Raw genomic sequence first — 24,371 nt, forward strand, 5'->3', positions numbered from 1 at the left:
GGACGTTCCCGCCATGTTGTTGCGCCCCGCCGCTGTGCTTTTGTCCCTGCCACTGGCAGGCCTGGCCCCATTTGCCTTCGCGGGCTCGGCGCAGTCCCACAGCAGCGGTTTTGTCGAAGACAGCAGTTGGAGCATCCTCAATCGCACGGTCTACGACCAGCGTGACTACAAGCACGGCGGGCGTAACAGCGGCGCGCGCAATGCCTATAAGCCACGCAGCGAACGTAACGGCCTGGCCGAGGAATGGGCCTACGGCCTGATGGGCACGTACCAGTCCGGTTTCACCCAGGGCTTGATCGGCGTCGGCGTCGATGCCCACGCCTATCAGGGCGTGCAGCTCGACAGCGGTGGCGGCCGTGCCGGCAAGGCGCGCCTGCTGAGCCTGGACAACGACGGCCACCCCAAGAACGCATACAGCCGGGGCGGCGCGGCGCTGAAGCTGCGGGTATCGAACACCGTGCTGTCCTGGGGCGAACAGCGGGTGAAGACGCCGGTGTTCAGCTCCTCCGACAGCCGCCTGCTCCCCGAAACCGCCACGGGCTTGTTCCTGACCAGCAGCGAGAACGACACCCTCAAGCTGGTCGCCGGCCACTTCAACGAAAGCACCGACCGCAACGCCTCCAGCCACGACCAGGGCTTCGTGGTGAACTACTCCGATGGCCGCCAGGGCAACAGCTTCGACCTCGCCGGCCTGGTGTGGAACCCCGGCGCTGCCTTCAGTGGCAGCCTGTACACCTCACGCTACGCAGACACCTGGAACCAGCACTACCTTGGCAGCACCTTCACCCAGGCCCTGGGCGACCGCCGCAGCCTGAGCCTGGACCTCAACCTGTACCGCACCACCGACGCCGGCAAGGCGCTGTCCGGGCGTATCGACAACACCACCTGGAGCCTGGTCTCACGCTACAACCAGGGCCCGCACAGCTACAGCCTCGGCTGGCAGCAAGTGGATGGCAACACGCCGTTCGACTACGTGACGCGTGGGGCAATCTACATCGCCAACGCCGTGCAGATGTCCGATTTCAACGCACCCAACGAAAAGTCATGGCAGGCACGCTATGACCTGAACATGGGCGGCTACGGCATTCCGGGGCTGAGCCTGACCGCCCTGTATGTACGCGGTTTCGATATCGACGGCAGCCATGTCGACCCCAACGGCGGCTATGCGTACTTGGGTTATGGCAAGGGTGGCAAGCACTGGGAACGTGACCTGGAGGCACGCTATGTGGTGCAGAGCGGCAAGGCCAAGGGCACCACCTTCTCGCTGCGGCACAACGTGCACCGCGGCAACACGGCGCAGGCGGAGCTCGATGGCAATCAGATCCGCCTGGCAGTGGAATGGCCGTTGCCAGGCGGTTTCTGACAGCCACTGCGACACCGCTATAATCCCCCTCTCGGAAATACCCGCCCAAGGCCACCCAATGCCCCGCATCCAGAAGTTGCTGCTCCCCCTGCTGCTCACTGCCGCCCTCGCCGCCTGCGACCAGAAGCCCACCCGCGAACAGCAGATCCTGGCCAACCTGCCATTGCAGGAGGCCTACGACCACAATATCGAGCGCATGGCTGCACTGCTCACGCGCACCCACCCGCAGCTGGATGCGGCCACCATCAGCAACGTCCTGCGCAAACACCTCACCGTCGAGGACCAGCGCCAGGACCTGTACAAGCTCTACAGCGAGAAGAACTTCAGCGACGCCGAATTCGCCACCATCGTCGCCGCCACCCACGACCCGGCCAAGGCCAAGGCGCTGGAAGAGACCGAGGAAGGCAAGCGTTTGAGCGACAAACTCACCGGCCTGATGCGCGAAACGGCGCGGGATGCAAAGGTCCAGGCCCTGGCCGAGCAGCGCATGCAGCAGGTCGAGGATGACCTGCAAGCCCTGGAAAAATCGGGCTCCTGAACCTGGATCGATACTTCGCCTGTTGCGGCCTCTTCGCGGGTAAACCCGCTCCCACAGGCACCGCAACTTCAGAGCAACGCTATCCCTGTGGGTTTACCCACGAAGAGGCCGGAACAGGCTTGAAGTGATCGTTCTCGCAGCCACCGAGTCCAACGAACATTCCTCATCGGGAGACCGACCATGCCCCGCCTGGGCTTCGCCTGCATGTACCGCCACCCGCACCGCAGCCTGTCGGTGAAAGCGCTGGAAGCGATCGAACGCACCTTCAATCCGCGCACCACCACGCTGCGCTGGCTGACCAGTGCCAGCGAAGAAACGGCCCGCGCCAAACTGCTGGAGCTGGTGCAGCACAACCTCGATGCCCAACTGCGCCTGCTGGCCTACGTCAGCGAATTGCCGCCGATGCTGCGCATGGTGCGCCTGAGTAGCGACCTGCTGCCGCTCTACAGCCACCCCAGCGTCGCGCCGCTCTATCGCGACAGCGAGTTCCAGGCCCTGATGGCCGAAGGCTTCGCCGCCATCGGCAAGCTGGCTCGGGAGCAGGATTTGCGCCTGTCATTTCACCCCGGCCAGTACTGCGTGCTCGGCTCGGACCGCCCCGAGGTAGTGGAAAATAGTCTGGCCGAATTCGAATACCACGCCGACATGATCCGCATGATGGGCTTCGGCCAACGCTTTCAGGACTTCAAGTGCAATGTGCATATCGCCGGGCGCCTCGGCGCGGCCGGTGTGCGCCAGGTGTGGCCACGGTTGTCCCAGGTGGCACGCAACGTGATTACCTTCGAGAACGACGAAAAGACCTATGGCGTCGACGACTGCCTGGCACTGGCCGACCTTGCGCCAGTCGTGCTGGACATCCACCACTGCTGGATCCACGAGGGTGACTACATCGACCCGCACGACCCGCGTGTGGCCCGGATCATCGACAGCTGGCGTGGGGTGCGGCCGACCATGCACTACTCGCAGCCGCCGGAAAGCTTGCTGGCGCTGGGCTTCGACGCTGACCGCAAGCTGACCATCCCGGCGTTGCTGGAGAAGGTGAACAAGCGTGACCTGTATCAGCACAGCGCGCAGATGTGGAACGACTGGACCAACCGCTACGCCCTGCAGTTCCTCGACCACTTCGACATCATGTTCGAAGCCAAGGACAAGAACCTGGCGACCCTGGATTTCTACCGGCGCCATGTCGAGCGGCCATGAGCGCAAAACCACCGCAACAGAGCGCTTGCGGTTCGAAAAAGATGAACTTAACTACTGTTTCAACCGTTGTCATAAATCTGTCGTGTTTCAGTCATAGGATTGACCCCAACCTGACATTTTCACTTCATGGATGAGCGTCTCATGCGTCGTGTGGTTTTCAATCAGAAAGGTGGCGTGGGCAAGTCGAGCATCGCCTGCAACCTCGCCGCGGCCAGCGCCGCCGAGGGCTATCGCACATTGCTGGTCGACCTCGACCCGCAGGCCAACGCCACCTATTACCTCACCGGGCTGACCGACGACGCCATCCCTGCCGGTATCGCCGACTTCTTCCGCCAGACCCTCTCGCCGGCCACCGCCGCTGGCAAGAAGCACCGCGTGGCGATCAGCGAAACCCGCTACGACAACCTGCACCTGGTGACCGCCAGCCCCGACCTCAGCGACCTGCAGAGCAAGCTGGAAAGCAAGTTCAAGATCAACAAGCTGCGCAAGCTGCTGGCCGAGCTGGGCGAGGACTATGAGCGGATCTACATCGACACCCCACCTGCGCTGAACTTCTACACCTTCAGTGCCCTGGTGGCCGCCGAGCGCCTGCTGATCCCGTTCGACTGCGACAGCTTCTCGCGCCAGGCGCTGCTCAGCGTCATGGCCGAGGTCGAAGAGCTACGCCAGGACCACAACCCGGCGCTGCAGGTCGAGGGCGTGGTGGTCAACCAGTTCGCCGGGCGCACCGCGCTGCACCAGACCCTGGTCGATCAGTTGCGCGCCGAAGGCATGCCGGTGCTGCCGGTGTACCTGAGCAGTTCGATCAAGATGCGCGAGTCGCACCAGGTCTCGGTACCGTTGGTGCACATGGCGCCACGCCACAAGCTCGCGCAGGAATTCGTCGACCTGCTGGACGTGCTCGAACGCGCTGCCTGAGCTGCGACAACCTGTCACGGCCAGGCACTACCCTGCCGTTCGTCCGGGTGATAGATTCGCCGCCATGAAAATCACCCGGCACACTCGCACCCTGACTGCCTGGACGCTCTATGCCAGCGTCCTGTTCAGCCTGTTGCTGTGTGGCCTGCACCATGGCCAGATGGGCGGCCTGCGCCTGGCCGGCCTGGAAGGTGGTTTCTGCTCGATCAACAGCGAGCACGGCGTGGCCATCGACCTCGACGGCGCCGGTGGCGACGAGCACATGGCCCAGCTCGATTGCCCGGTATGCTCCTCGTTCGGCCTGGCCGTGCCGCTGGCCAGCAGCGGCTGGTCGTTCAGCCCTGCACACGCCGCTGCCACTTCGCCCATCGTCGTGCGCAGTTGGGCGCAACCGCCGCCCCGTTACCAACGCCCTGCCCTCACCCCCCGCGCTCCCCCTGTCGTCCTCCCCGCAGCCATCACTCATATCGCCTGACTTCAGCCGGGCGCGCCTGCCTGCGCGCTCGCCGTCAGCCATGACCTTTGCGTGGAAGACATAACAACATGCTCCGCAATACCTCTCTGGTGCTCCTCATGGGCACCTGCACCTTTGCCTGGGCGGACGATGCCGCCGTCGAACTCAACGCCACCACCATCGACGGTGAGCGCGATGCACCCTCCGGCGTGCAACTGGACGTGCCCATCAGCACCGGCTCGCGGCTGGGCCTCACCGCACGGGAAACCCCCGCGTCGGTCAGCGTATCGGACCGCCGCGTCATCGAAGAACGCGGCGCCAAGGACAGCCAGGATGTGATCAACGCCATGACCGGCGTGAACGCGTCGGCCAACCCCGGCTATGGCGGCTTCGTCAGCTACCGCGGCTTCACCCAGAACCAGGTGACCCAGCTGTTCAACGGCATCAACCTCGGCTACAGCAGCGCCACCCGGCCAGTGGACGCCTGGGTGCTGGACCGCGTCGAGCTGCTCGGCGGCCCGTCGTCGTTCCTGCATGGCGCAGGCGCAGTCGGCGGCTCGATCAACTACATCACCAAGACCGCCAGCCGTGACCAACAGATCATCGATGGCCGCGTGCGCCATGGCAGTTACGACGACTCGGAAGTGGCTTTCGGCATCAACCAGGCACTGGCCAGCAACCCGGCCGATGCCCGCCATTTCATGCGCCTGGACTTCAGCCACACCGGCAGCAATGGCTACATCGACCGTAACCAGCGCAAGACCGACAGCCTGGCGTTTTCCCTGCTCAGCGACCTGACGCCCGACCTCACCCACACCCTGGCGCTGGAATACCAGGAGGACCGCGAAGACAGCCCGTACTGGGGCGCGCCGATCCTGCCGGGGCGCAGCACCATGAAGATCGACAACAGCCGCCGCTTCGAGAACTACAACGTCGCCGACGGCCGCTACGAGCAGCGGGTGCGCTGGCTGCGCTCGATGCTCGATTACCAGGTCAACGACAGCACCAGCGTGCACAACACCCTGTACCACTACAGCGCCCAGCGCGATTACCGCAACGTCGAGCGCTACAGCTACACCCGCGACGGCAATGTGCAGCGTGCCAGCCCTTACCTGCAGCGCCATGAACAAAGCGTGCTGGGCGAGCGCATCGAATTGCGCCACGACAACTCGCTGTTCGGCCTGGCCAGCCAGTGGTCACTGGGGCTGGATTACTCACACATGCGCCAGACCGTGTATCCGAGGTCCGGGAGCTGGACCGATGTGGTCGACCCGGACCACTTCGACCCCGGCAGTTTCCATGACATCCCCGGGGTCAACGCCGGCTTGACCAAGCAGCGCCGGCATGTCACCAGCAACCGCGCCGTGTTTGCCGAAAACCGCCTGCAACTGACCGAGCGCCTGGCCTTGCTCACGGCCCTGCGTTACGACTACCTGGACATGGAGGTGACCAACTACGGTGCGGTGACACCGACCTCGCCGGCGTTCTTCGAGCGGCGCTGGGAACCGCTGTCCGGTCGCATCGGCCTGACCTACGAACTGACCCCGTCGGCCAGCTTCTACGCCCAGTACAGCACCGCCGCCGACCTGCCGGCCGGTTCGCTGGCGGCAGCCACCTACGCCAACGTCGGCACCTTCGACCTGTCCAAGGGCGAGCAATGGGAAGTGGGCAGCAAGTTTGACTTCCTCGAAGGGCGAGGCGCGGCGACCGTGGCCTTGTACCAGATCGTGCGCAAGGACTTTGCCGTGCGCGATTCGAGCAACCCCAACCTGACGGTCCAGGCCGGGCAGCAGACCTCACGCGGAGTCGAGTTGTCCGGGCGGCTGCAGGTCACGCCGAAGCTGCTGGCCGAGGGCAACTACGCCTATGTCGACGCGCAGTACGACGCGTTCAACGAAGCGGTCAACGGCGTATCGGTGTCGCGCAAGGGCAATGCCCCGGTCAACGTCCCGGCCAATGTCGCCAACCTGTGGCTGACCTACAGCTTCACCTCGGCCTGGTCGGCGGGGGTGGATGCCCGCTATGTCGGCTCGGTGTACGCCGACAACGCCAACACCCTCAAGGCGCCGGCCTATACCTTGTTCGGCAGCTTTGCCCGCTACCGGCTGGATGAACACACCACCATTACCGGGCGGGTGCGCAACCTGACCGATGAGGTGTATGCCAAGCAGGCCTATGGACTGCAGTACTACATGGGGGCGCCGCGGACCTTCGAGGTAGCGGTGGACGTACGCTTCTGACACTGGCTGTGCGCCAAGGCAGCGGGGCTGCATCGCCCCTGCTGCTAAGCCGACGCCACCGCGCCAATGAAGTTGGCCAGTTCGGCCGTCTGCGGTGCAGCGAACACCTCGCGAGGGTTGCCCACCTCATGCACCTTGCCGTGGTGCATGAACACCAGCTTGTCGCCCACTTCCCGGGCGAAACGCATTTCGTGAGTGACCATGATCAGGGTCATGCCCTCGCTGGCCAGTTGACGCACCACGCCCAGCACCTCGTTGACCAGTTCAGGGTCGAGCGCCGAGGTGATCTCGTCGCACAGCAGCACCTTGGGTGACATTGCCAGGGCCCTGGCAATGGCCACGCGCTGCTGCTGGCCGCCAGAAAGCCGGTCGGGGAAGGCATCGAACTTCTCCGCCAGGCCCACCCGTGCCAGCATCTGTTCGGCCAGTTGGCGTGCTTCGCTGCGGCTGGCCTTCTTCACCACCTGCGGCGCAAGCATCACATTCTCGCCGACGCTCAGGTGCGGAAACAGGTTGAACTGCTGGAACACCATGCCCACCTTCTGGCGCAAGGCGCGCAGGTCGGCGCGGCTGGCGTCGAGGTATTCGCCGTCGACTTCGATGACGCCATCGCTGATCGACTCCAGGCCATTGAGGGTGCGCAGCAAGGTGCTCTTGCCCGAGCCGCTGCGGCCGATGATGGCCACCACCTCGCCCTCCTCAATGCTCAGGTCGACGCCCTTGAGCACGTGGTTGTCGCCATAGTACTTGTGCAATGCAGACACTCTAAGCAGGGGCATGCAGCCTCCTTTCCAGGTAACGGGCGCTCAGCGAGAGCGGATAGCAGAGAACGAAGTAACCGAGCGCGACCAGGCCGTAGACCATGAACGGCTCGAAGGTGGCGTTGGCCAGCATGCCGCCGGTCTTGGTCAGTTCGGTGAAGCCGATGATCGAGGTCACCGCCGTGCCCTTGACCACCTGCACCGAGAAGCCCACCGTCGGGGCAATGGCAATGCGCAGGGCCTGGGGCAGGATGACGTGGCGCAGTTGCTCCAGGCGGCTCAGCGCCAGGCTGCCGGAGGCCTCCCACTGGCCACGCGGGATGGCTTCGACGCAACCGCGCCAGATTTCAGCGAGAAAGGCGCTGGTGAACAGGGTCAAGGCAATGGCCGCAGCCATCCAGGCCGACACATCGAGGCCGAACAGGGCAATGCCGAAGAACACCATGAACAGCTGCATCAACAGCGGCGTGCCCTGGAACAGCTCGATATAGCCCCGCGCCAGGCCGCGCCACAGCGGCTGCTCGGAGAGCCGCCCGACCAGCACCAACAGCCCGGCCAGGCCACCGCAGACGAAGGCCACCAACGACAGCAGCAAGGTCCACTGCAGGCCGACCAGCAGGTTGCGCAGGATGTCCCAGAAGGTGAAGTCCATCAGCGTCTCCCCATCAGCAGGCGCTGCCCCAGCCAGGCCAGCGACTGGCGCAGGAGAATGGCCATGAGCAGGTACAACGCGGTGGTCAGCAAGTACGTTTCGAACGCGCGGAAGTTGCGCGACTGGATGAAGTTGGCAGCGAACGACAGCTCTTCGGTGGCGATCTGCGAACACACCGCCGAGCCGAGCATGACGATCACGATCTGGCTGGACAGTGCCGGCCAGACCTTGGCCAGCGCTGGCCGCAGCACCACATGGCGGAACGCCTCGAAGCGGTTCATGGCCAAGGCCGCGGCGGCTTCCAGCTGCCCCTTGGGGATGGCCTGGATACCTGCACGGATGATCTCCGTGGAATAGGCGCCCAGGTTGACCACCATGGCCAGCACCGCCGCCTGCCATTCGCTCAGGCGAATGCCCAGCGCGGGCAGGCCGAAGAAGATGAAGAACAGCTGGACGATGAAGGGCGTGTTGCGGATCAGCTCCACATAGAGGCCGAACAGCGTGTCGAACGGCCGCACGTGCCAGGCGCGCACACCTGCACCCAGCACGCCGATGGCCACGCCCAGCAAGGTGCCGACCGCCGTCAGCTGCAGGGTGAACCAGGCGCCCTTGAGCAGCAGGTCGGCCTGGGCCAACACAGGAGCGAAATCGAATTCATAGGCCATGGTGACAGGCTCCAGGCGCCGCTCAGAGGTCAGCCGGCAGCGGCTGTTTCAACCATTTTTCCGCGTTGCGGTTCAGGCTGCCGTCCGCCTTGGCGGCCTCCAGCGTGGCGTTGACCTTGTCCATCAGCGCTGGCTCGTTCTTGGCCATCCCCACGTAGACCGGCGAATCCTTGAGCTTGACCTTGACCACCGGCACCTTGGCCGGGTTTTTCTCGGCGATCGCCGCCATCACCACGCTGCCACTGGCGATCAGCTCGACCTGCCCGGAGAGGTACGCGGCGATGGTCGAGTTGTTGTCCTCGAAGCGCTTGATCACCGCGCCCTTGGGCGCCACGGCGCTGAGTTCCATGTCTTCGATCGAGCCGCGGGTGACGCTGATGGTTTTGCCGGCGATCGCGTCGATCCCGGCGATGGCCACGTCGGCCGGGCCGAACACGGCCAGGTAGAACGGTGCGTAGGGGCGGGAGAAATCGATGACGGCGGCACGCTCGGGGTTCTTGCCCAGGCTGGAGATCACCAGGTCGACCTTGCCGGTGGTGAGAAACGGAATGCGGTTGGTGCTATTGACCGGCGTCAGCGCCAGCTTTACGCCAAGCTTGTCGGCCAGCAGCTGGGCGGTGTCGATGTCCAGGCCTCGAGGCTTGAGGTCGGGGCCGACCGAACCGAAAGGCGGGAAGTCTTGCGGCACCGCCACTTTGAGCACGCCACGGGCGCTGATGTCGGCCAGCGCATCGGCCTGCGCGCCTGGCAATGCCAGGGCGCCGCCGCAGAACAGAGTGGCCAGGAACAGGGGGCGGAATATCTTCATCGGATGGCCTCGCAAGCATTCAGGAAGTGGACTGCCGCCAGGGCAGTGCACGGGCCATGCCAGAGTGCGCCCGGGCACATCACGAAGCGGTGGAAAGCGCGCACTGAACGGTCTTACTGGTCTGAACAGTTGCCCGTCGGCCGCCCGCGTCGCCGAGGGCACGCCCCGCTTTCGTGCAGCCGGGCACTACGCTGCGCCAGGGCGGAGCAGCACTTGCCAGCGCAAGGCAATCGCCGTAAAAAGCCAAAGTCATCGCCCTCCGACCGGTCTGAACAGCATGCTCGATACCCTCCCCCGCGCCGTCCCCGAACAGGCCCTGCAAGGCATTCGCAAGCTGATCGACGAAGGCACCTATCAACCCGGCGATGCCTTGCCCTCGCAACGTGACCTTGCCGAGCAGCTGGGGGTGAGCCGGGCATCGCTGCGTGAAGCGCTGTCGTCGCTCAGTGCCCTGGGCCTGGTCAGCGTGCAACCGGGCAAGGGTGTGTTCGTGCAAGCGCCGGTGCCTGCAGCCTCGACGTTTGCCTGGCCTTATGCCGAGCAGGTGTCCGCCAGTGACACCTTCCAGTTGCGTTACGCCCTGGAAGGCTTCGCCGCCGGGCAGGCGGCACTGGCCCTGACCGCAGATGACATCGATCGCCTGGAGGAAAATGTCGAGGCGATGCACCAGGAGTTGCGCGCGGGCCGCTTCGAAGCCGCGGCCCGGCTGGACTTCGCGTTCCACCAGCGGTTGCTGCAAGCCTGCGGCAACCAGGCGATGCTGCAGGTGATCACGGCGAGCCAGGAGATTTTCCTCGAGAGCCAGAAGCTGCCCTTCATTCGCCCGGAACGCGCCCTGGAAACCTGGCAGGAGCACCGCAAGATTCTCCGCGCCCTGAGCCGCCGCTCGCAGGCGGCCGCGCAGAAGGCGATGCAGGAGCACATCCGCAACGCGGCCTCGCGCACCGGCGTGGTGTTTACGGTGTAGCGTCGGCCCGTTGCGGTCGTAACAGGCATCCCGATGTCGCCCTGAACGATGCGCCCGCCCCAGCTGACCCGGTCTACTGGCCCTTGATAACAACGATGGCGCGCCTGAGCGCGCCACATTCATCCAGGCTGCCTATGGAAACCGGAGAGCTTCCGTATGTCTGCATCGCATGAGGTATCCCCCGCCGCCCTGCGCAGGGTCATCGCCGCTTCGGCCATCGGCAACTTCGTCGAGTGGTTCGACTTCGCCGTCTATGGCTTCCTCGCCACGCTGATTGCCGGGCAGTTCTTCGCCAGCGAAGATGCCAGCGTCGCCCTGCTCAAGACCTTTGCCGTTTTCGCCGTGGCCTTCGCCTTGCGCCCGCTCGGCGGTATCGTGTTCGGTGCACTGGGCGACCGCCTGGGGCGCAAGCGTATTCTGTCGCTGACCATCCTGCTGATGGCCGGCTCCACCACCTTGATCGGCCTGCTGCCGACCTATGCCAGCATCGGCCTTGCCGCGCCGGCACTGCTGACCCTGGCGCGCTGCCTGCAAGGCTTCTCGGCCGGCGGCGAATATGCCGGCGCCTGCGCCTACCTGATGGAACATGCGCCACGCAACAGGCGTGCGTTCTACGGCAGCTTCGTGCCTGTGTCGACCTTCTCGGCCTTTGCCTGCGCGGCGGTCATAGCCTATGGTCTGGAAGCCAGCCTGTCGGCCGAAACCATGGCCGCCTGGGGCTGGCGCATCCCGTTCCTGGTGGCCGCGCCGCTGGGGCTGGTGGGCTTGTACCTGCGCTGGCGCATGGAGGAAACCCCGGCGTTTCGTGAGGCTATCGCCCAAGGCAAGGAACATGAACATTCGCCGCTCAAGGAGACCCTGCGCAACCACGGCCGCGCGATCCGCAACCTGGGCATGTTCATTTCGCTGACGGCGCTGTCGTTCTACATGTTCACCACCTACTTCGCCACCTACCTGCAACTGGTCGGCAACCTGACCCGCGCCCAGTCGCTGCTGGTGACCACCGTGGCGCTGCTGTTCGCTGCCGTCGGTTGCCCGCTGGCCGGGGCCTTCTCGGACCGGGTCGGGCGGCGCAAGACCATTGGCTTCACCTGCCTGTGGGTGATGGTCTGCGTGTTCCCCGCTTACTGGCTGGCCAGCTCCGGGTCGATGTCGGGGGCGCTGCTGGGGGTGATCCTGCTGGCGGTGGGGGCGCTGTGCAGTGGCGTGGTGACGGCGGCATTGCTGTCGGAGAGTTTCCCTACGCGGACCCGCTATACCGCTTCGGCGATTACCTACAACGTGGCGTATACGCTGTTTGGTGGGACTGCACCGCTGGTGGCGACCTGGTTGATCGGGCAGACCGGCAGCAGCCTGGCGCCGGCGTTCTACCTGGTGGTGATTGCGCTGGTGGCCTTGGTGGGCGGGTTGGCGTTGCCGGAGACATCGAGGATATCGTTGCATGATGAAGCTGGGGTTGATGTGAGCCCTGCAGTCCGCGCTTCGAGCTGAGGCCCTTGGGGCTGCTTTGCAGCCCTTTCGCGACACAAGGCCGCTCCCACAGGGACTGCGCGATCCTTGTGGGAGCGGCCTTGTGTCGCGAAAGGGCCGCAGAGCGGCCCCGGCGATCTCAATCCTCTTCGCGCCTGTATGCCCATTGATACAAGGCCGGCAACACCAGCAAGGTCAGCGCGGTCGACGACAGAATCCCGCCAATCACCACCGTCGCCAGCGGCCGCTGCACCTCGGCCCCAGTCCCGGTCGCCAAGGCCATCGGGATGAACCCCAACGACGCCACCAGCGCGGTCATCAGCACCGGCCGCAAGCGCGTCAACGCCCCCTCCTCGACCGCCGCACGCACGCCACGCCCTTGCTCGCGCAGGTTGCGAATGAAGGCGATCATCACCAGGCCATTGAGCACCGCCACACCCGACAAGGCAATGAAACCGACCCCGGCGGAAATCGACAGCGGAATCTCGCGAAGCCACAGCGCCAGCACCCCGCCGGTCAAGGCAAACGGAATCCCGGTGAACACCAGCAGGCCGTCCTTGAGGTTGTTGAACATCATCAGCAGCAAAGCCATCACCAGCAACAGCGCTACCGGCACCACCACGCGCAAGCGCTCGGCGGCCGACTGCAGCTGCTCGAACTGGCCGCCCCAGCGGGTCCAGTAACCCGGCGGGATCTGTACCTGCGCAAGCAACGTCTGCTCGGCCTGCTCGACAAACGAACCCAGGTCGCGCCCGCGCACGTTGGCGCTGACCACCACCACGCGCTTGCCATCCTCGCGGCTGACCTGATTCGGCCCCAACTGCAGGTTCAACGTGGCCACCTGCGAAAGCGGGATGAAGCCGATCCGTGCCGCGCCGGCCGCCGCGCTGGCGGGGACCGGAATCAGCAGGCTGCCCAGGCCATCGACATCGGTCCGCAGGGTTTCGGGCAGGCGTACCACCATGTCGAAGCGGCGATCGCCTTGGTACACCGTGCCCGCCGTGCGCCCGCCGACGGCGATGGCGATGGCGTCCTGCACGTCGCCCACATTCAGGCCATGGCGCGCAGCCTTGTCGCGATCGATATCAATGGTCAGCACCGGCAGGCCGGTGGTCTGCTCGACCTTCACCTCCGCGGCGCCGGGTACCTGTTGCAGGCTGCTGGCGATCTGCGCGGCGGTACGGTTGAGCACTTCCATGTCATCCCCGAACACCTTCACCGCCACATCGCTGCGCACGCCGGAGATCAGCTCGTTGAAGCGCAACTGGATCGGCTGCGACAGCTCGTAGTTGCTGCCCGGCACGCTGGCGGCAGCGCGCTGCACCTCGGCAATCAGTTCCGTGCGGGGCTTGCCGGGGTCCGCCCACTGCTCGCGCGGGCGCAGCATCACGTAGGCATCGGAGATGTTCGGCGGCATCGGGTCGGAGGCGATCTCGGCGGTGCCAGTGCGGGCAAACACCCGCTGCACTTCCGGCACCTGGGCGATGATGGCCTGCTCCAGGCGCTGCTGCATGTCCACCGACTGCGACAGGCTGGTGCCTGGAACACGCAGCGCCTGCAAGGCAAAATCACCTTCGCTGAGGCTGGGGATGAACTCGCTGCCCAGGCGGCTGGCCATGACCCCGGACAGCAGCACCAGCCCGGCGGCTGTGGTGAACGCCAGCTTGCGCCGGCCCAGCACCCAGTTGAGCACCGGTGCGTAGCGCAGGCGGGCGGTGCGCATGAGCACGCCCTCTTCCTCCTTGACCTTGCCGGTGACGAACAGCGCGATAGCGGCTGGCACGAAGGTCACCGAAAGGATCATGGCACCCAGCAGTGCCATCACCACGGTGAAGGCCATCGGGTGGAACATCTTGCCCTCGACCCCGGTCAAGGCAAAGATCGGCAGGTACACCACCATGATGATCAACTGCCCGTAGATCAGCGGCCGGCGCGCCTCACGGGCGGCGGCGAACACCTCGTGGAAGCGTTCGGCACGGGTCAGCATGCGGCCATGGCGCTGCTGCGCATGGGCCAGGCGGCGGATGGCGTTTTCGACGATCACCACCGCGCCATCGACGATGATGCCGAAGTCCAGGGCGCCAAGGCTCATCAGGTTGGCACTGACCTTGTTGCTGAACATGCCGGTGAAGGTGAACAGCATCGACAGCGGGATGACCATGGCAGTGATCAGCGCAGCGCGGATGTTGCCCAGGAACAGGAACAGCACGGCAATCACCAGGATCGCGCCTTCGACCAGGTTCTTCTTCACCGTGGCGATGGCCTTTTCGACCAGGTGGGTGCGGTCATAGACCGTGACCGCGACCACACCCTTGGGCAGGTTGCGATTGATCTCGGCGAGTTTGGCCGCCACCGCCTGGGACACAGTGCGGCTGTTCTCGCCGATCAGCATGAACACCGTGCCCAGCACCACCTCGCGGCCGTTTTCGGTAGCCGCGCCAGCGCGCAGCTCTTTGCCCAAGCCAACCTGGGCAACATGGCTGACGCGGATGGGCGTGCCATCGACAGTGGAAATGACGATGTTGGCGATGTCTTCGGCCGAGGCCACCTGCCCCGGCGCACGAATCAGCAGCTGCTCACCGTTGCGCTCGATGTAGCCGGCGCCCACGTTGGCGTTGTTACGCTCCAGCGCCGCGATCAGGTCGTTGAGGGTGAGCGTGTAGGCTGCCAGGCGCTTCGGGTCGGGGGCGATCAGGTACTGCCTGGCGTGGCCGCCGATGCTGTTGACCTCGGCGACGCCGGGCACGTTGCGCAGCTGCGGCTTGATGATCCAGTCCTGGATCACCCGCAGGTCAGTCGCCGTGTAAGGCGTACCGTCGTCCTTGAGTGCGCCCTGCTCGGCCTCCACCGTCCACAGGAAGATTTCCCCCAGCCCCGTGGAGATCGGCCCCATGCCGGCCTCGATGCCTTCGGGCAACTGCTCGCGAGCGACCTGCAGGCGCTCGTTGACCAGTTGCCGGGCGAAGAACAGATCGGTGCCATCGTCAAAGATCACCGTTACCTGCGACAACCCCGAGCGCGACAGCGAGCGGGTCTGTTTCAGGCCCGGCAGGCCTGCCATGGCGGTCTCGATGGCGAAGGTGATGCGCTGCTCGGTCTCCAGCGGCGAATAGCCCGGCGCGGCAGTGTTGACCTGCACCTGTACGTTGGTGATATCCGGCACCGCATCGATCGGCAGTTTCTGGTAGCTGTGGATTCCCACGGCAGCCATCAGCACCACGGCGAGCATCACTACCAGGCGCTGCTCGATGGCGAATTGGATCAGGCGTTCGAACATGCAAGCATCCCCGCAGTCAATGGCTGTGCTCGGCAGAGGCTTTGCCGAGCTCGGACTTGAGGACGAAGCTGCCGGCAGCAGCCACCTGGGTCCCGGCGGCCAGGCCCGAGGTGATCTCTACCTGGCCGGCGTCGCGGCGGCCGGTGTTCACCGGGCGGGCCTCGAAACCTTCGTCGGTGCGGGCGAACACCACGGTCTGCTGCTCCCAGCTCTGCAATGCGCTTTCGGGCACGACGACGGCCGCCTTGAAGCGTTCGACACTGACCCCGATATTGACCAACAACCCCGGGCGCCAGGCACCGCTGGGGTTGGCCAGGGTGACGCGCACGGTGGCGGCGCGGTTCTGCTCGCCGAGCAGGCTGCCGACGTAGTTGACCGTGCCTTCGGTTTCGGCGCCGAGGTCCGGCGCGCTGACGGTCACGCTGCGCCCAGTGGTGACCCTCGCCAGTTCGCGGGGTGCGACAGCGAAGGTCGCCCACACGCGGCTGAGGTCGGACAGTGTGAAGGCGTTGCTGGTCTCGTCGACCACTTCGCCTACGGTCAGGTGCTTCTCCACCACCACCGCATCGAACGGGGCACGCAACTCGTAGCGGTTACCGGCACCGGCCGGGCCGACGGCGGCCACTTTATGCCGGGCATTGGCCAGGGCGATTTCGGCTTCTTGCAAGGCCTGGCGCGCCTGCAGGTAATCCTGCTCGGCACTGATGCGCTCCTGCCACAGCTGCTGCTCGCGCTGGAAAGTCAGGCGCGCCAGTTCGAGGCGCCGCTGTGCGGCCTGCTGCTCGCTGCGCAAGTCGGAGATCTGCTGGCTGGCGATGACCGCCAGCACCTGGCCGCGCCTGACCGACTGGCCGAGCTCGGCCTGCACCGCTTCGACCACGCCCGGCACCCGTGGTACCAAATGGGCCGTGCGGTCTTCATCGAAACGGATCTCGCCGGGGAAGCTGATGGCGGTACCCAGTTCGCGTGGGCCGGCGGTGGTCAACTGGATGCCGGCCGACTCGATCTGGGCAGTCGACAGGTGCAGTGCGCCTTCCTTTTCCTGATGCGCTTCAACCGCTTCATCAGCGTGACCGTGGCTGTCTTCGCCATGGTCGTCGTGGCGGGGCTCTGCTGGACTGGTCTGGCCTTTGCTGGCCTGGCCAAGGTGGCCGGTCCAGGCCAAGCCACCCATGCCGAGAATGGCAATGGCAGCGGCCAGGAGGGCGAATTTGCGGGGGTTAGTCATTGTTGCTCCTGCTGCTCGAAATGTTGCTCAAACCGTCCAGATCGCCGTAGATCCGTTCGACCTGTGCCCGTGCATCGGTTGCCGTGGCCAAGGCCTCGAGGTACAGCCCGCGCGCGTCGATCAAGGTGCGCTGGGCGTCGAGCACGTCGAGGAAAGCGAATTTGCCCATTTCGAAGCCACGGGTAGCGGTGTCCACGGCCTGCTGCGCCGACGGCAGGATGGTCTGGTCGTAGGCCTGCACCTCCTGCATCGCCGTGCGCCACTGGTCAACGGCGCTGCGGGTTTCGCTGCGCAGGCGCAGTTCGACCGCGTTGCGCAGGTCACGGGCCTGGTCGGCGCGGCGTGCCGCGGCGAGCACGTTGCCCTGGTTACGGTCGAACAACGGCAAGGGCATCGACAGCCCGACCACATTGACCCGCTCACGGTCCTCACGGCTGTACTGGCTGCCGACACTGACGGTGAGGTTGGGCACGCGCAGGGCCTTTGCCGACCCCAGCGACGCTTCGCCGCGCTCGACCTGGGCAGCTGCCAGGCGCCATTCGGCGGTCCGTTCGAGCTGGCCGAGCAAGGCCTCGGCCGAAGGTGCGGCGCCAGGCGACAGACTGGCCGTCGCCAAGGTGTCGAAGGTCGCCAGCGAGCTGCCGGTCAACCGCGCCAGGGCCTGGTAGGCCACGGTGCGCTGGGTTTCGGCGCGTCTTACGTCGGCCCGGGCCTGGGCCAGTTGAACCTGGGCACGGGTGACCTCCACCGGTGACGACTGGCCGGCCGTGACCCGGCCCTGGACTACCCGCAGGCCACGCTCGGTCAGCGCTTGCGACTGCTGCGCCAGTTCCACGCCGGTCTGCGCACGCAAGGCGGCGTGATACGCCTGGACCACATCGGCGCGCAGGCTATTGCGCTGCCTTTCGAGGTCAAGCTGGGCAATGGCCTGGCCGGCGCCGGCCACCGCAATGCGCGCACCGCGCTTGCCGCCCAGTTCCAGTGGCTGGCTGAGCGTGACGGTGCTGGTGCTGGTATCGCGGCGGGTGTCTTCCATTTCCCAGGCCAGTTCAGGGTTGGGGATCAACCCGGCCTGGCGCCGCTCGCCCTCGGCAATGCCGACTTCGCGACCGGCTGCGGCCAGTTCAGGGTTGTTGGCAAAGGCGGCGCTCAACGCCTCGGGCAGGCTCATGCCTGGCCCGGCCTGGGCGCTGGCGGTGGCCGCCAGCAACAGGCCGAGCAAGGCGATCTTGCGGGGGGTGGGCACTTCGAGAGTCCTCGTCGACAAGCGTTGGCGATGGACTGTAAAGAAGGCTGGTTATCGAGGCGGTGGCGTCAGCATTACAATTACGTAATCCGGCACGCTGCCGGACAAGTTCGATAATCGCCCACTTTGCCCCCCTGCGACACCTGAGCGGATTGACGGAATTAACCACCCGGTACAAACATAGCGGCATTCAACAACAACAAAGCGATGCCCGTCATGAAGCCACTTATCCTCGTGCTCAATGGCCCCAACCTGAACATGCTGGGAACCCGCGAACCCGCCCAGTATGGCCATGAAACCCTGGCCGACCTGGCCCAGGGTTGCGCCGACACTGCCCACGCCCACGGCCTGGAAATCGAATTTCGCCAGACCAACCATGAAGGCGAACTGATCGACTGGATCCACGCCGCCCGCGGCCGCTGTGCCGGTATCGTGATCAACCCCGGCGCCTGGACCCACACATCGGTAGCGATTCGCGATGCCCTGGTGGCCAGCGAACTCCCGGTCATCGAGGTACACCTGTCCAACGTGCACAAGCGCGAGCCGTTCCGCCACCTGTCGTTCGTCTCGTCGATTGCCGTGGGGGTCATCTGCGGCCTGGGCAGCCATGGCTACCGCATGGCCTTGAGCCACTTTGCCGAGCTGTTCCAGGAGCCGCGCGCATGAGCCAGCCCGCCATCCTCGCCGGCCTGATCGGCCGTGGCATCCAGCTTTCGCGCACCCCTGCCCTGCACGAACACGAAGGCGACGCCCAGCACCTGCGTTATCTCTATCGCCTGATCGACGCCGACCAGCTCCAGCTGGAAGACAGCGCCCTGGCACAGCTGCTCGATGCGGCCCAGCACACCGGCTTTACCGGCCTCAACATCACCTATCCGTTCAAGCAGGCCATCCTGCCGCTGCTCGATGAGCTGTCGGACGAGGCACGTGGCATTGGTGCGGTGAACACCGTTGTGCTCAAGGACGGCAAGCGGGTCGGCCACAACACCGACTGCCTGGGCTTCGCCGAAGGTTTGCGGCGCGGTTTGCCGGATGTTTCGCGCCGGCGCGTGGTACAGATGGGCGCCGGTGGCGCCGGTTCGGCGGTGGCCCATGCGCTGCTGAGCGAAGGGGTCGAGCAACTGGTGCTGTTCGAAGTGGACGCAACGCGCGCCCAGGCTTTGGTGGACAACCTCAATGGCCATTTCGGCACGGGTCGCGCGGTACTTGGCACGGACCTAGCGGTCGAAGTGGCCGAAGCCGATGGCCTGGTCAATACCACGCCAGTGGGCATGGCCAAGTTGCCAGGCACGCCACTCCCGGTGGCGCTGTTGCACCCGCGTCTGTGGGTGGCTGAAATCATCTATTTCCCGTTGGAGACCGAACTGCTGAAAGCCGCTCGCGCGCTGGGTTGCCGCACGCTCGATGGCAGCAACATGGCGGTGTTCCAGGCGGTCAAGGCGTTCGAGCTGTTCAGTGGCAAACAGGCAGATGCCGAGCGGATGCAGGCGCATTTCGCCAGCTTCTCCTGACAGACCGCGAAGAGGCCGGCACAAGCCTACCCTTTCTCATCCAGCAACGCCTTTATCACATTCTCCTGCCCAGCATAATCACCTTCACCAAAGTGCACATGCCGCACCTGCCCATGCCGGTCGACAAAGTAATGCGCTGGCCAGAACTGGTTACCCCAGGCATTCCACACCTGATAGTCGTTATCCACCGCCACCGGATACGCGATACCCAGGCTGGCCACCTTGCTTCGCAACTGGCTGACATCATGCTCGTAGTCGTACTCCGGCGTATGCACGCCCACCACCACCAGGCCCTGGTCGGCATAGCGCCGTGCCCAGTCGTTGACGTGCGGCAGGCTGCGCTGGCAATTGATGCAGTCCCAGGTCCAGAAGTCCACCAGCACCACCTTGCCCTTGAGCTCCTGGGCGTCCAAGGGTGGCGAGTTGAGCCACTGGCTGGCACCGGCCAGCGACGGCATGCTGCCGAAACTGTCGCGAGCCATCAATTGCCCTCCAGCGAGGCCCAGGCCAACCAGCGCCAAGGCCACGCTCGCCACGTTCAGCAGCCGTCGGCGATCAGTTGTCATGGCAACCGCTCGTGGCGTAGCTGCGGTACTCGACGCTCTGATACTGGCCTTGGGAGTCGAGGTAGTCCATGCGCGTCTTGACCGGGCCGCAGGCATTGCGCTGGTCGTCTTTCAGCGACAGCACCTTCTTTACATCCAGGTGATCGCCGTAGCGGTACTGCATGACGCTGGCGTCATTCATGGACGTGGAACTGGCATTGGCGGCAACGGCAGCGAAGCTGAGCACGGCGAACACACTGGCGCTGGCGATGGTCTTGAAGTTCATGGCATCTCTCCTTGCAACATTTCAGGAATGGGGATCACTGTTCCCCGGTGAGAGCCATTTCACGCCCGCCAGGTATCTCGCATGTGTCGCCCCGGCCTGTGATCTGCTTCCTGCTGTATCTCCACCCAGCCCAGATACACTGCAATACAAACCCGCACAGGCAAGTCCCTACGCGCTCGGTACACTGCGCCCACACCCCCTTTTGAAAAGGAACGCTGCAAATGGAACATGTCGATCACATCCTGATCGTCGACGACGACCGTGAGATCCGCGAGCTGGTCGGCAATTACCTGAAAAAGAGTGGTTTGCGCACCAGCATCGTCGCCGACGGCCGGCAGATGCGCGCGTTCCTCGAGGCCAACAGCGTCGACCTGATCGTCCTCGACATCATGATGCCTGGCGACGACGGCCTGCTGCTGTGCCGCGAACTGCGTGCCGGCAAGCACCGCAACACGCCGGTTCTGATGTTGACCGCACGCAACGACGAGACCGACCGCATCATCGGCCTGGAAATGGGCGCCGACGACTACCTGACCAAGCCGTTCTCCGCCCGCGAACTGCTGGCGCGCATCAATGCCGTGCTGCGCCGCACCCGCATGCTGCCACCGAACCTGACCATCAGTGAAAGCAGCCGCCTGCTCGCCTTCGGCCAGTGGCGCCTGGACACCACCGCACGCCACCTGCTCGACAGCGAAGGCACACTGGTGGCGCTGAGCGGCGCCGAATACCGCCTGTTGCGGGTGTTCCTCGACCATCCGCAACGGGTGCTCAGCCGCGAGCAGTTGCTGAACCTGACCCAAGGCCGCGAGGCGGACATCTTCGACCGCTCCATCGACCTGCTGGTCAGCCGCCTGCGTCAGCGCCTGGGCGACGATGCCCGAGAGCCGAGCTGCATCAAGACCGTGCGCAGTGAGGGCTATGTGTTCTCGCTGGCAGTGCAACTGCTCGAGTCACCGGCATGAAATGGCCGCGCACCCTCGCCTCACGCCTGGCACTGATCTTCTTCACCGGGCTGGTGCTGGCCTATGGCTTGTCGTTCAGCCTGCAGGCGTACGAGCGCTACATCAGCAGCCGCTCGATGATGCTCAGCAACCTCGAGCAGGATGTGGTCACCTCGGTGGCCATCCTCGACCGCCTGCCTGCTGCCGAGCGTGCAGCCTGGCTGCCGAGGCTGGAGCGACGCACCTATCGGTACCGGCTGGACGAAGGCTTGCAGGGTTCAGCGATGCCAAGCACCGATCCTCCCATGGCTGCCGAATCGATCGTCAAGGCCATCGGTGCCCAGTATCCGCTGACTTTCCAGGATATTCCCGGCCCCAATGCCCACTTCCAGGCCCACCTGCGCCTGGCCGATGGGGCGCCACTGACCATCGATGTCACGCCGGCACCCGTCCCGGTAGCGCGCTGGTTGCCGCTGGTACTGCTGATCCAGCTGGCGGTGCTGCTGTTCTGTACCTGGCTCGCCGTGCGCCTGGCCATCGGGCCTCTTACCCGCCTGGTCCAGGCAGTGGACACCCTCGACCCGGACAAGCCTGGCGTGCTGCTGGATGAAAGCGGCCCACGCGAGGTCCAGTACGCCGCCGTGGCGTTCAATGCCCTGCAGGCGCGCATCGCCGCCTACCTCAAAGAGCGCATGCAACTGCTTGCTGCCATTTCCCACGACCTGCAAACACCGATCACGCGCATGAAACTGCGGGTCGAGGTGATGGACGATGGCGTCGAGAAGGACAAGCTCTGGCACGACCTGGACGCCATGGAGCACTTGGTCCGCGAAGGCGTGGCCTACGCACGCAGCATGGACATCAACACCGAGGCGCCCTGCCGGATCAACCTTGACGCCTTTCTCGACAGCGTGGTGTTCGACTACCAGGACAGCGGCGCCCAGGTGGAGCGCAACGGTAGTACCGGCAGCCTGCTGGAAACCCGCCCGCATGCTTTGCGCCGCGTGCTGGTGAATCTGGTGGACAACGCCTTGAAATTTGCCGGCAAGGCACAGCTTGAGGTCAGCCGCGAGCGGGGCAAGACGCTGATCCGGGTGCTCGATGAAGGCCCCGGGATCCCCGCCGAAGAGCTGGACGAAGTGCTCAAGCCATTCTACCGGGTAGAAAGCTCGCGCAACCGCAGCACGGGCGGTACCGGCCTGGGGCTTGCCATCGCCCAGCAACTGACCCAGGCCATGGGCGGCAGGCTGACCTTGAGCAACCGAAAAAGCGGCGGGCTATGCGCCCAGATCGAGCTGTAACGACAAACGCGGCGGCCCGCGCGGGCCGTCATACAGCTCCGGTAACTACAGTCCGATACACAAAGCCGCTTTCACCGACACACTGCAGATACTCATTCCCAACACACTCCCGGTCACACAACGATACTCCGGGAGTCACCCATGAAGCCGCTCACCCTGCCCTCCGGCTGGAAACTGTTCACCGCTCTTGCTGGCCTGACCGTGTTCATGACCGCCGTGGTACTGCTCAGCTACCCACCCGGTGCGGATGGCCTGCGCAGTGCCATCCGCGCCACTGCGCGCAGCTCTTTCGCACTGTTCCTGCTGGCCTTCCTGGCCTCGGCAATGGTCACCTTGCTGCCTGGCAATGGCAGCCGCTGGTTGCTCCGCGAGCGACGCTACGTGGGCCTGGCCTTCGCCTTTTCGCATACCGTGCATGGCCTGCTGATCTACCGCTACGCCCAGCAATTTCCTGAACTGTTCTGGGCCGGACGCACGGTCACCTCGAGCCTGCCTGGCAGCATCGGTTATGTGTTTCTGTTGCTGCTCACCCTGACCTCATTCAAGGCACCGATGCGCCTGCTCGGCGGCCGTACCTGGAAAACCCTGCACAGCACCGGCATGTGGGTACTGGCCGGAGTGTTCTGCCTGTCGTTCTACAAACGCATCCCCATGGGCGGCGGGTACTCACTGGCCTTCGCCCTGATGTTCAGCGCCATCGCCCTCAAGCTGACTGCCAAGCTGGCACCGCGTCGCGCTGCCGATGCCCTTTCCTGAGCGAGATAATCACATGAATGCACTGACGACCCGTACCTTCAACCTGATCGATCGCCTCGGCAGCTGGAGTGCCGACCTGCCACTGCGGCTGTTCCTGGCCTGGGAGTTCTTCGAATCAGGTTTGGAGAAGTTCAATGGCAGCAACTGGTTCGGCGACTTGCAAGGGAGTTTCCCATTTCCCTTCAACGCCCTGCCGGCGGAACTCAATTGGCAGTTGTCGATGTGGGCCGAACTGCTGTTGCCGCTGCTGTTGCTGCTTGGCCTGGGCACCAGGCTGGCGTCGGCGGGGCTGATGGTGGTGACCGTGGTGGCGATTGCCGCCGTGCACTGGCCCGCGCAGTGGTCCAGCCTGGCCGAACTGGCGCAAGGCTACGCCATCACCGATCAGGGTCATGGCAACTTCAAGCTGCCACTGATCTACCTGGTCGCGCTGATGCCCCTGCTGCTCAAAGGTTCGGGACGCTTGAGCCTGGACCACTGGATCAAGGCCTGTACACGATGACCCTGCAGCGTTCAGTCATCCAACGGTTTTGGCGGGGCAGCTGGCTTGGCGGGCTTGACCGGTTTGGCTGCCTTGCTGTCCTTGGCCTTGGGTTCCGGCGCAGCGGCCACGGGTTCCGGTGCGCTCACCGCCTTTTCACTCGCCGGCAAATGGTCGACCGCGTCGATGATCACTTGAGGGTCGATCTTATCGCCCGAGTCATCGTCCTTGAGCACATGTCGCTCGCCGTCTTTGCCCACCAGGATCACCTTGGTGCCCTTGCTCGCGCCCAGCTTGAGTTCGCGAATAAGGGCCATGGTGGTCTGTTGTTCAAGGTTCTTGTCCTCGCGCTTGCCCATCGTGTTGACAACGCTGAACATGATCAGGCTGCGCTCTTTGAAGGCTGCCTGGGTGGCGCGATCCTTCAGCGCTTCGTTCAGGCCGCGCAAAGTCGGGTCCTTATCGCTGGGTGCGATGACCACCAGCGGCCTGGCCTTGCCCAGCTCCTTGGCCAGTGGCGCATCACTGTCGGCGGCAAACAACGGGCCGGCGACGGCAAGCAAGGTGGCGAGGGTCAGTGACCGGACGAGCATGCGTATCTCCTTATTCTCTCGATTAACCAAAGACTGCGGATCAGGGAGAAAGATCCGGCCTGCGAGCCTAAACCAGCTGGGCAGGTGAACGCTTGGGCGAAAGGTAACAGCCAGTTTCTGACTGACCGCCAGAAACTTCCTACAACCCAAGCCGCTGACTTTCCTGCTGT

The 24,371-nt window shown here is 64.8% G+C and carries 24 protein-coding genes; 14 read left to right on the forward strand and 10 right to left on the reverse strand.

Annotated elements, in window-relative coordinates:
* Nucleotides 1-13: 13 nt before the first annotated feature.
* The 6 genes from ACTORR_RS03865 to ACTORR_RS03890 all read left to right on the forward strand — a co-directional run bounded on the left by ACTORR_RS03865 (nt 14) and on the right by ACTORR_RS03890 (nt 6,713).
* Nucleotides 14-1,363, forward strand: coding sequence for an OprD family porin (locus ACTORR_RS03865; RefSeq protein WP_313365158.1), 1,350 nt, complete (start codon nt 14-16; stop codon nt 1,361-1,363).
* Nucleotides 1,364-1,421: 58 nt separating this feature from the next.
* A complete protein-coding gene (locus ACTORR_RS03870; protein WP_313365157.1) occupies nt 1,422-1,901 on the forward strand; it encodes a hypothetical protein in 480 nt (159 codons plus the stop codon).
* A gap of 180 nt (nt 1,902-2,081) precedes the next feature.
* The gene (uvsE, locus tag ACTORR_RS03875) at nt 2,082-3,101 is read left to right on the forward strand and encodes a UV DNA damage repair endonuclease UvsE (RefSeq protein ID WP_313365156.1); all 1,020 of its coding nucleotides are present in this window, start codon (nt 2,082-2,084) and stop codon (nt 3,099-3,101) included.
* 141 nt (nt 3,102-3,242) lie between these two features.
* Nucleotides 3,243-4,019 carry a ParA family protein gene (locus ACTORR_RS03880; RefSeq protein WP_099813432.1) on the forward strand — a complete coding sequence of 259 codons (777 nt, stop codon included), beginning with the start codon at nt 3,243-3,245 and terminating at the stop codon, nt 4,017-4,019.
* 64 nt (nt 4,020-4,083) lie between these two features.
* Nucleotides 4,084-4,494, forward strand: coding sequence for a DUF2946 domain-containing protein (locus ACTORR_RS03885; RefSeq protein ID WP_262108426.1), 411 nt, complete (start codon nt 4,084-4,086; stop codon nt 4,492-4,494).
* Between the two features lie 68 nt (nt 4,495-4,562).
* On the forward strand, nt 4,563-6,713 hold the full coding sequence (locus ACTORR_RS03890; RefSeq protein ID WP_054886389.1) for a TonB-dependent receptor: 2,151 nt from the start codon (nt 4,563-4,565) through the stop codon (nt 6,711-6,713).
* A 44-nt stretch (nt 6,714-6,757) separates the two neighbouring features.
* Here the strand turns inward: ACTORR_RS03890 and ACTORR_RS03895 are convergent, their stop codons facing one another.
* Genes ACTORR_RS03895 through ACTORR_RS03910 form a run of 4 tightly spaced genes read right to left on the reverse strand, consistent with a single transcriptional unit; the run spans nt 6,758 to nt 9,599 of the window.
* Nucleotides 6,758-7,492, reverse strand: coding sequence for an amino acid ABC transporter ATP-binding protein (locus ACTORR_RS03895; RefSeq protein WP_054886390.1), 735 nt, complete (start codon nt 7,490-7,492; stop codon nt 6,758-6,760).
* Nucleotides 7,479-8,129: an amino acid ABC transporter permease gene (locus ACTORR_RS03900; protein ID WP_082433639.1), complete on the reverse strand. Its 651-nt coding sequence runs from the start codon at nt 8,127-8,129 to the stop codon at nt 7,479-7,481. The genes ACTORR_RS03895 and ACTORR_RS03900 overlap by 14 nt, the downstream gene beginning before the upstream one ends.
* Nucleotides 8,126-8,791, reverse strand: a complete 666-nt coding sequence (locus ACTORR_RS03905; RefSeq protein WP_054886392.1) for an amino acid ABC transporter permease — start codon at nt 8,789-8,791, stop codon at nt 8,126-8,128. Before ACTORR_RS03905 ends, ACTORR_RS03900 begins: the two co-directional genes overlap by 4 nt.
* Nucleotides 8,792-8,813: 22 nt before the next feature.
* Complete coding sequence (locus ACTORR_RS03910) at nt 8,814-9,599, reverse strand: transporter substrate-binding domain-containing protein (RefSeq protein ID WP_176508961.1); 786 nt, start codon at nt 9,597-9,599, stop codon at nt 8,814-8,816.
* A 277-nt stretch (nt 9,600-9,876) separates the two neighbouring features.
* Between ACTORR_RS03910 and ACTORR_RS03915 the strand changes: the two genes are divergently transcribed.
* Nucleotides 9,877-10,566 (forward strand): FadR/GntR family transcriptional regulator, encoded by a 690-nt coding sequence (locus ACTORR_RS03915; protein ID WP_054885091.1) that lies wholly within the window; start codon nt 9,877-9,879, stop codon nt 10,564-10,566.
* A 156-nt stretch (nt 10,567-10,722) separates the two neighbouring features.
* On the forward strand, nt 10,723-12,057 hold the full coding sequence (locus ACTORR_RS03920; protein WP_313365155.1) for an MFS transporter: 1,335 nt from the start codon (nt 10,723-10,725) through the stop codon (nt 12,055-12,057).
* Nucleotides 12,058-12,175: 118 nt separating this feature from the next.
* Here the strand turns inward: ACTORR_RS03920 and ACTORR_RS03925 are convergent, their stop codons facing one another.
* From ACTORR_RS03925 to ACTORR_RS03935, 3 genes are read right to left on the reverse strand one after another with little or no spacing between them, the layout of a single operon-like run.
* Nucleotides 12,176-15,313: an efflux RND transporter permease subunit gene (locus ACTORR_RS03925; RefSeq protein ID WP_441343551.1), complete on the reverse strand. Its 3,138-nt coding sequence runs from the start codon at nt 15,311-15,313 to the stop codon at nt 12,176-12,178.
* 16 nt (nt 15,314-15,329) lie between these two features.
* Nucleotides 15,330-16,541, reverse strand: coding sequence for an efflux RND transporter periplasmic adaptor subunit (locus ACTORR_RS03930; RefSeq protein WP_313365695.1), 1,212 nt, complete (start codon nt 16,539-16,541; stop codon nt 15,330-15,332).
* Nucleotides 16,534-17,787, reverse strand: coding sequence for a TolC family protein (locus tag ACTORR_RS03935; protein WP_313365694.1), 1,254 nt, complete (start codon nt 17,785-17,787; stop codon nt 16,534-16,536). The genes ACTORR_RS03930 and ACTORR_RS03935 overlap by 8 nt, the downstream gene beginning before the upstream one ends.
* A 216-nt stretch (nt 17,788-18,003) precedes the next feature.
* Here ACTORR_RS03935 and aroQ point away from each other — a divergent pair, with 216 nt between their 5' ends.
* Both aroQ and ACTORR_RS03945 read left to right on the forward strand, forming a co-directional pair.
* A complete protein-coding gene (gene aroQ, locus ACTORR_RS03940) occupies nt 18,004-18,453 on the forward strand; it encodes a type II 3-dehydroquinate dehydratase (RefSeq protein WP_313365693.1) in 450 nt (149 codons plus the stop codon).
* Nucleotides 18,450-19,298, forward strand: a complete 849-nt coding sequence (locus ACTORR_RS03945) for a shikimate dehydrogenase (RefSeq protein ID WP_054885097.1) — start codon at nt 18,450-18,452, stop codon at nt 19,296-19,298. The genes aroQ and ACTORR_RS03945 overlap by 4 nt, the downstream gene beginning before the upstream one ends.
* A 26-nt stretch (nt 19,299-19,324) precedes the next feature.
* On the opposite strand, the gene ACTORR_RS03950 is transcribed toward ACTORR_RS03945, so the two are convergent.
* Both ACTORR_RS03950 and ACTORR_RS03955 read right to left on the reverse strand, forming a co-directional pair.
* Nucleotides 19,325-19,864 carry a thioredoxin family protein gene (locus ACTORR_RS03950; RefSeq protein WP_313365692.1) on the reverse strand — a complete coding sequence of 180 codons (540 nt, stop codon included), beginning with the start codon at nt 19,862-19,864 and terminating at the stop codon, nt 19,325-19,327.
* The gene (locus tag ACTORR_RS03955) at nt 19,854-20,129 is read right to left on the reverse strand and encodes a DUF2790 domain-containing protein (protein ID WP_054885099.1); all 276 of its coding nucleotides are present in this window, start codon (nt 20,127-20,129) and stop codon (nt 19,854-19,856) included. Before ACTORR_RS03955 ends, ACTORR_RS03950 begins: the two co-directional genes overlap by 11 nt.
* Before the next feature lie 221 nt (nt 20,130-20,350).
* On the opposite strand from ACTORR_RS03955, the gene ACTORR_RS03960 reads away from it, so the two are divergent.
* From ACTORR_RS03960 to ACTORR_RS03975, 4 genes are all read left to right on the forward strand, one after another.
* Nucleotides 20,351-21,091 carry a response regulator gene (locus tag ACTORR_RS03960; RefSeq protein WP_054885100.1) on the forward strand — a complete coding sequence of 247 codons (741 nt, stop codon included), beginning with the start codon at nt 20,351-20,353 and terminating at the stop codon, nt 21,089-21,091.
* Nucleotides 21,088-22,371: a sensor histidine kinase gene (locus tag ACTORR_RS03965; RefSeq protein WP_054885101.1), complete on the forward strand. Its 1,284-nt coding sequence runs from the start codon at nt 21,088-21,090 to the stop codon at nt 22,369-22,371. The genes ACTORR_RS03960 and ACTORR_RS03965 overlap by 4 nt, the downstream gene beginning before the upstream one ends.
* A 141-nt stretch (nt 22,372-22,512) precedes the next feature.
* Nucleotides 22,513-23,127 carry a ferric reductase-like transmembrane domain-containing protein gene (locus ACTORR_RS03970; RefSeq protein ID WP_313365824.1) on the forward strand — a complete coding sequence of 205 codons (615 nt, stop codon included), beginning with the start codon at nt 22,513-22,515 and terminating at the stop codon, nt 23,125-23,127.
* Nucleotides 23,128-23,140: 13 nt separating this feature from the next.
* Nucleotides 23,141-23,629 carry an HvfX family Cu-binding RiPP maturation protein gene (locus ACTORR_RS03975; protein WP_054885103.1) on the forward strand — a complete coding sequence of 163 codons (489 nt, stop codon included), beginning with the start codon at nt 23,141-23,143 and terminating at the stop codon, nt 23,627-23,629.
* A gap of 11 nt (nt 23,630-23,640) precedes the next feature.
* Here the strand turns inward: ACTORR_RS03975 and ACTORR_RS03980 are convergent, their stop codons facing one another.
* Nucleotides 23,641-24,201, reverse strand: a complete 561-nt coding sequence (locus ACTORR_RS03980; RefSeq protein ID WP_054885104.1) for a DUF4174 domain-containing protein — start codon at nt 24,199-24,201, stop codon at nt 23,641-23,643.
* Between the last annotated feature and the right edge of the window lie 170 nt (nt 24,202-24,371).

The organism is Pseudomonas sp. SAR267, assembly GCF_052077595.1.
GTDB lineage: Bacteria > Pseudomonadota > Gammaproteobacteria > Pseudomonadales > Pseudomonadaceae > Aquipseudomonas > Aquipseudomonas vlassakiae.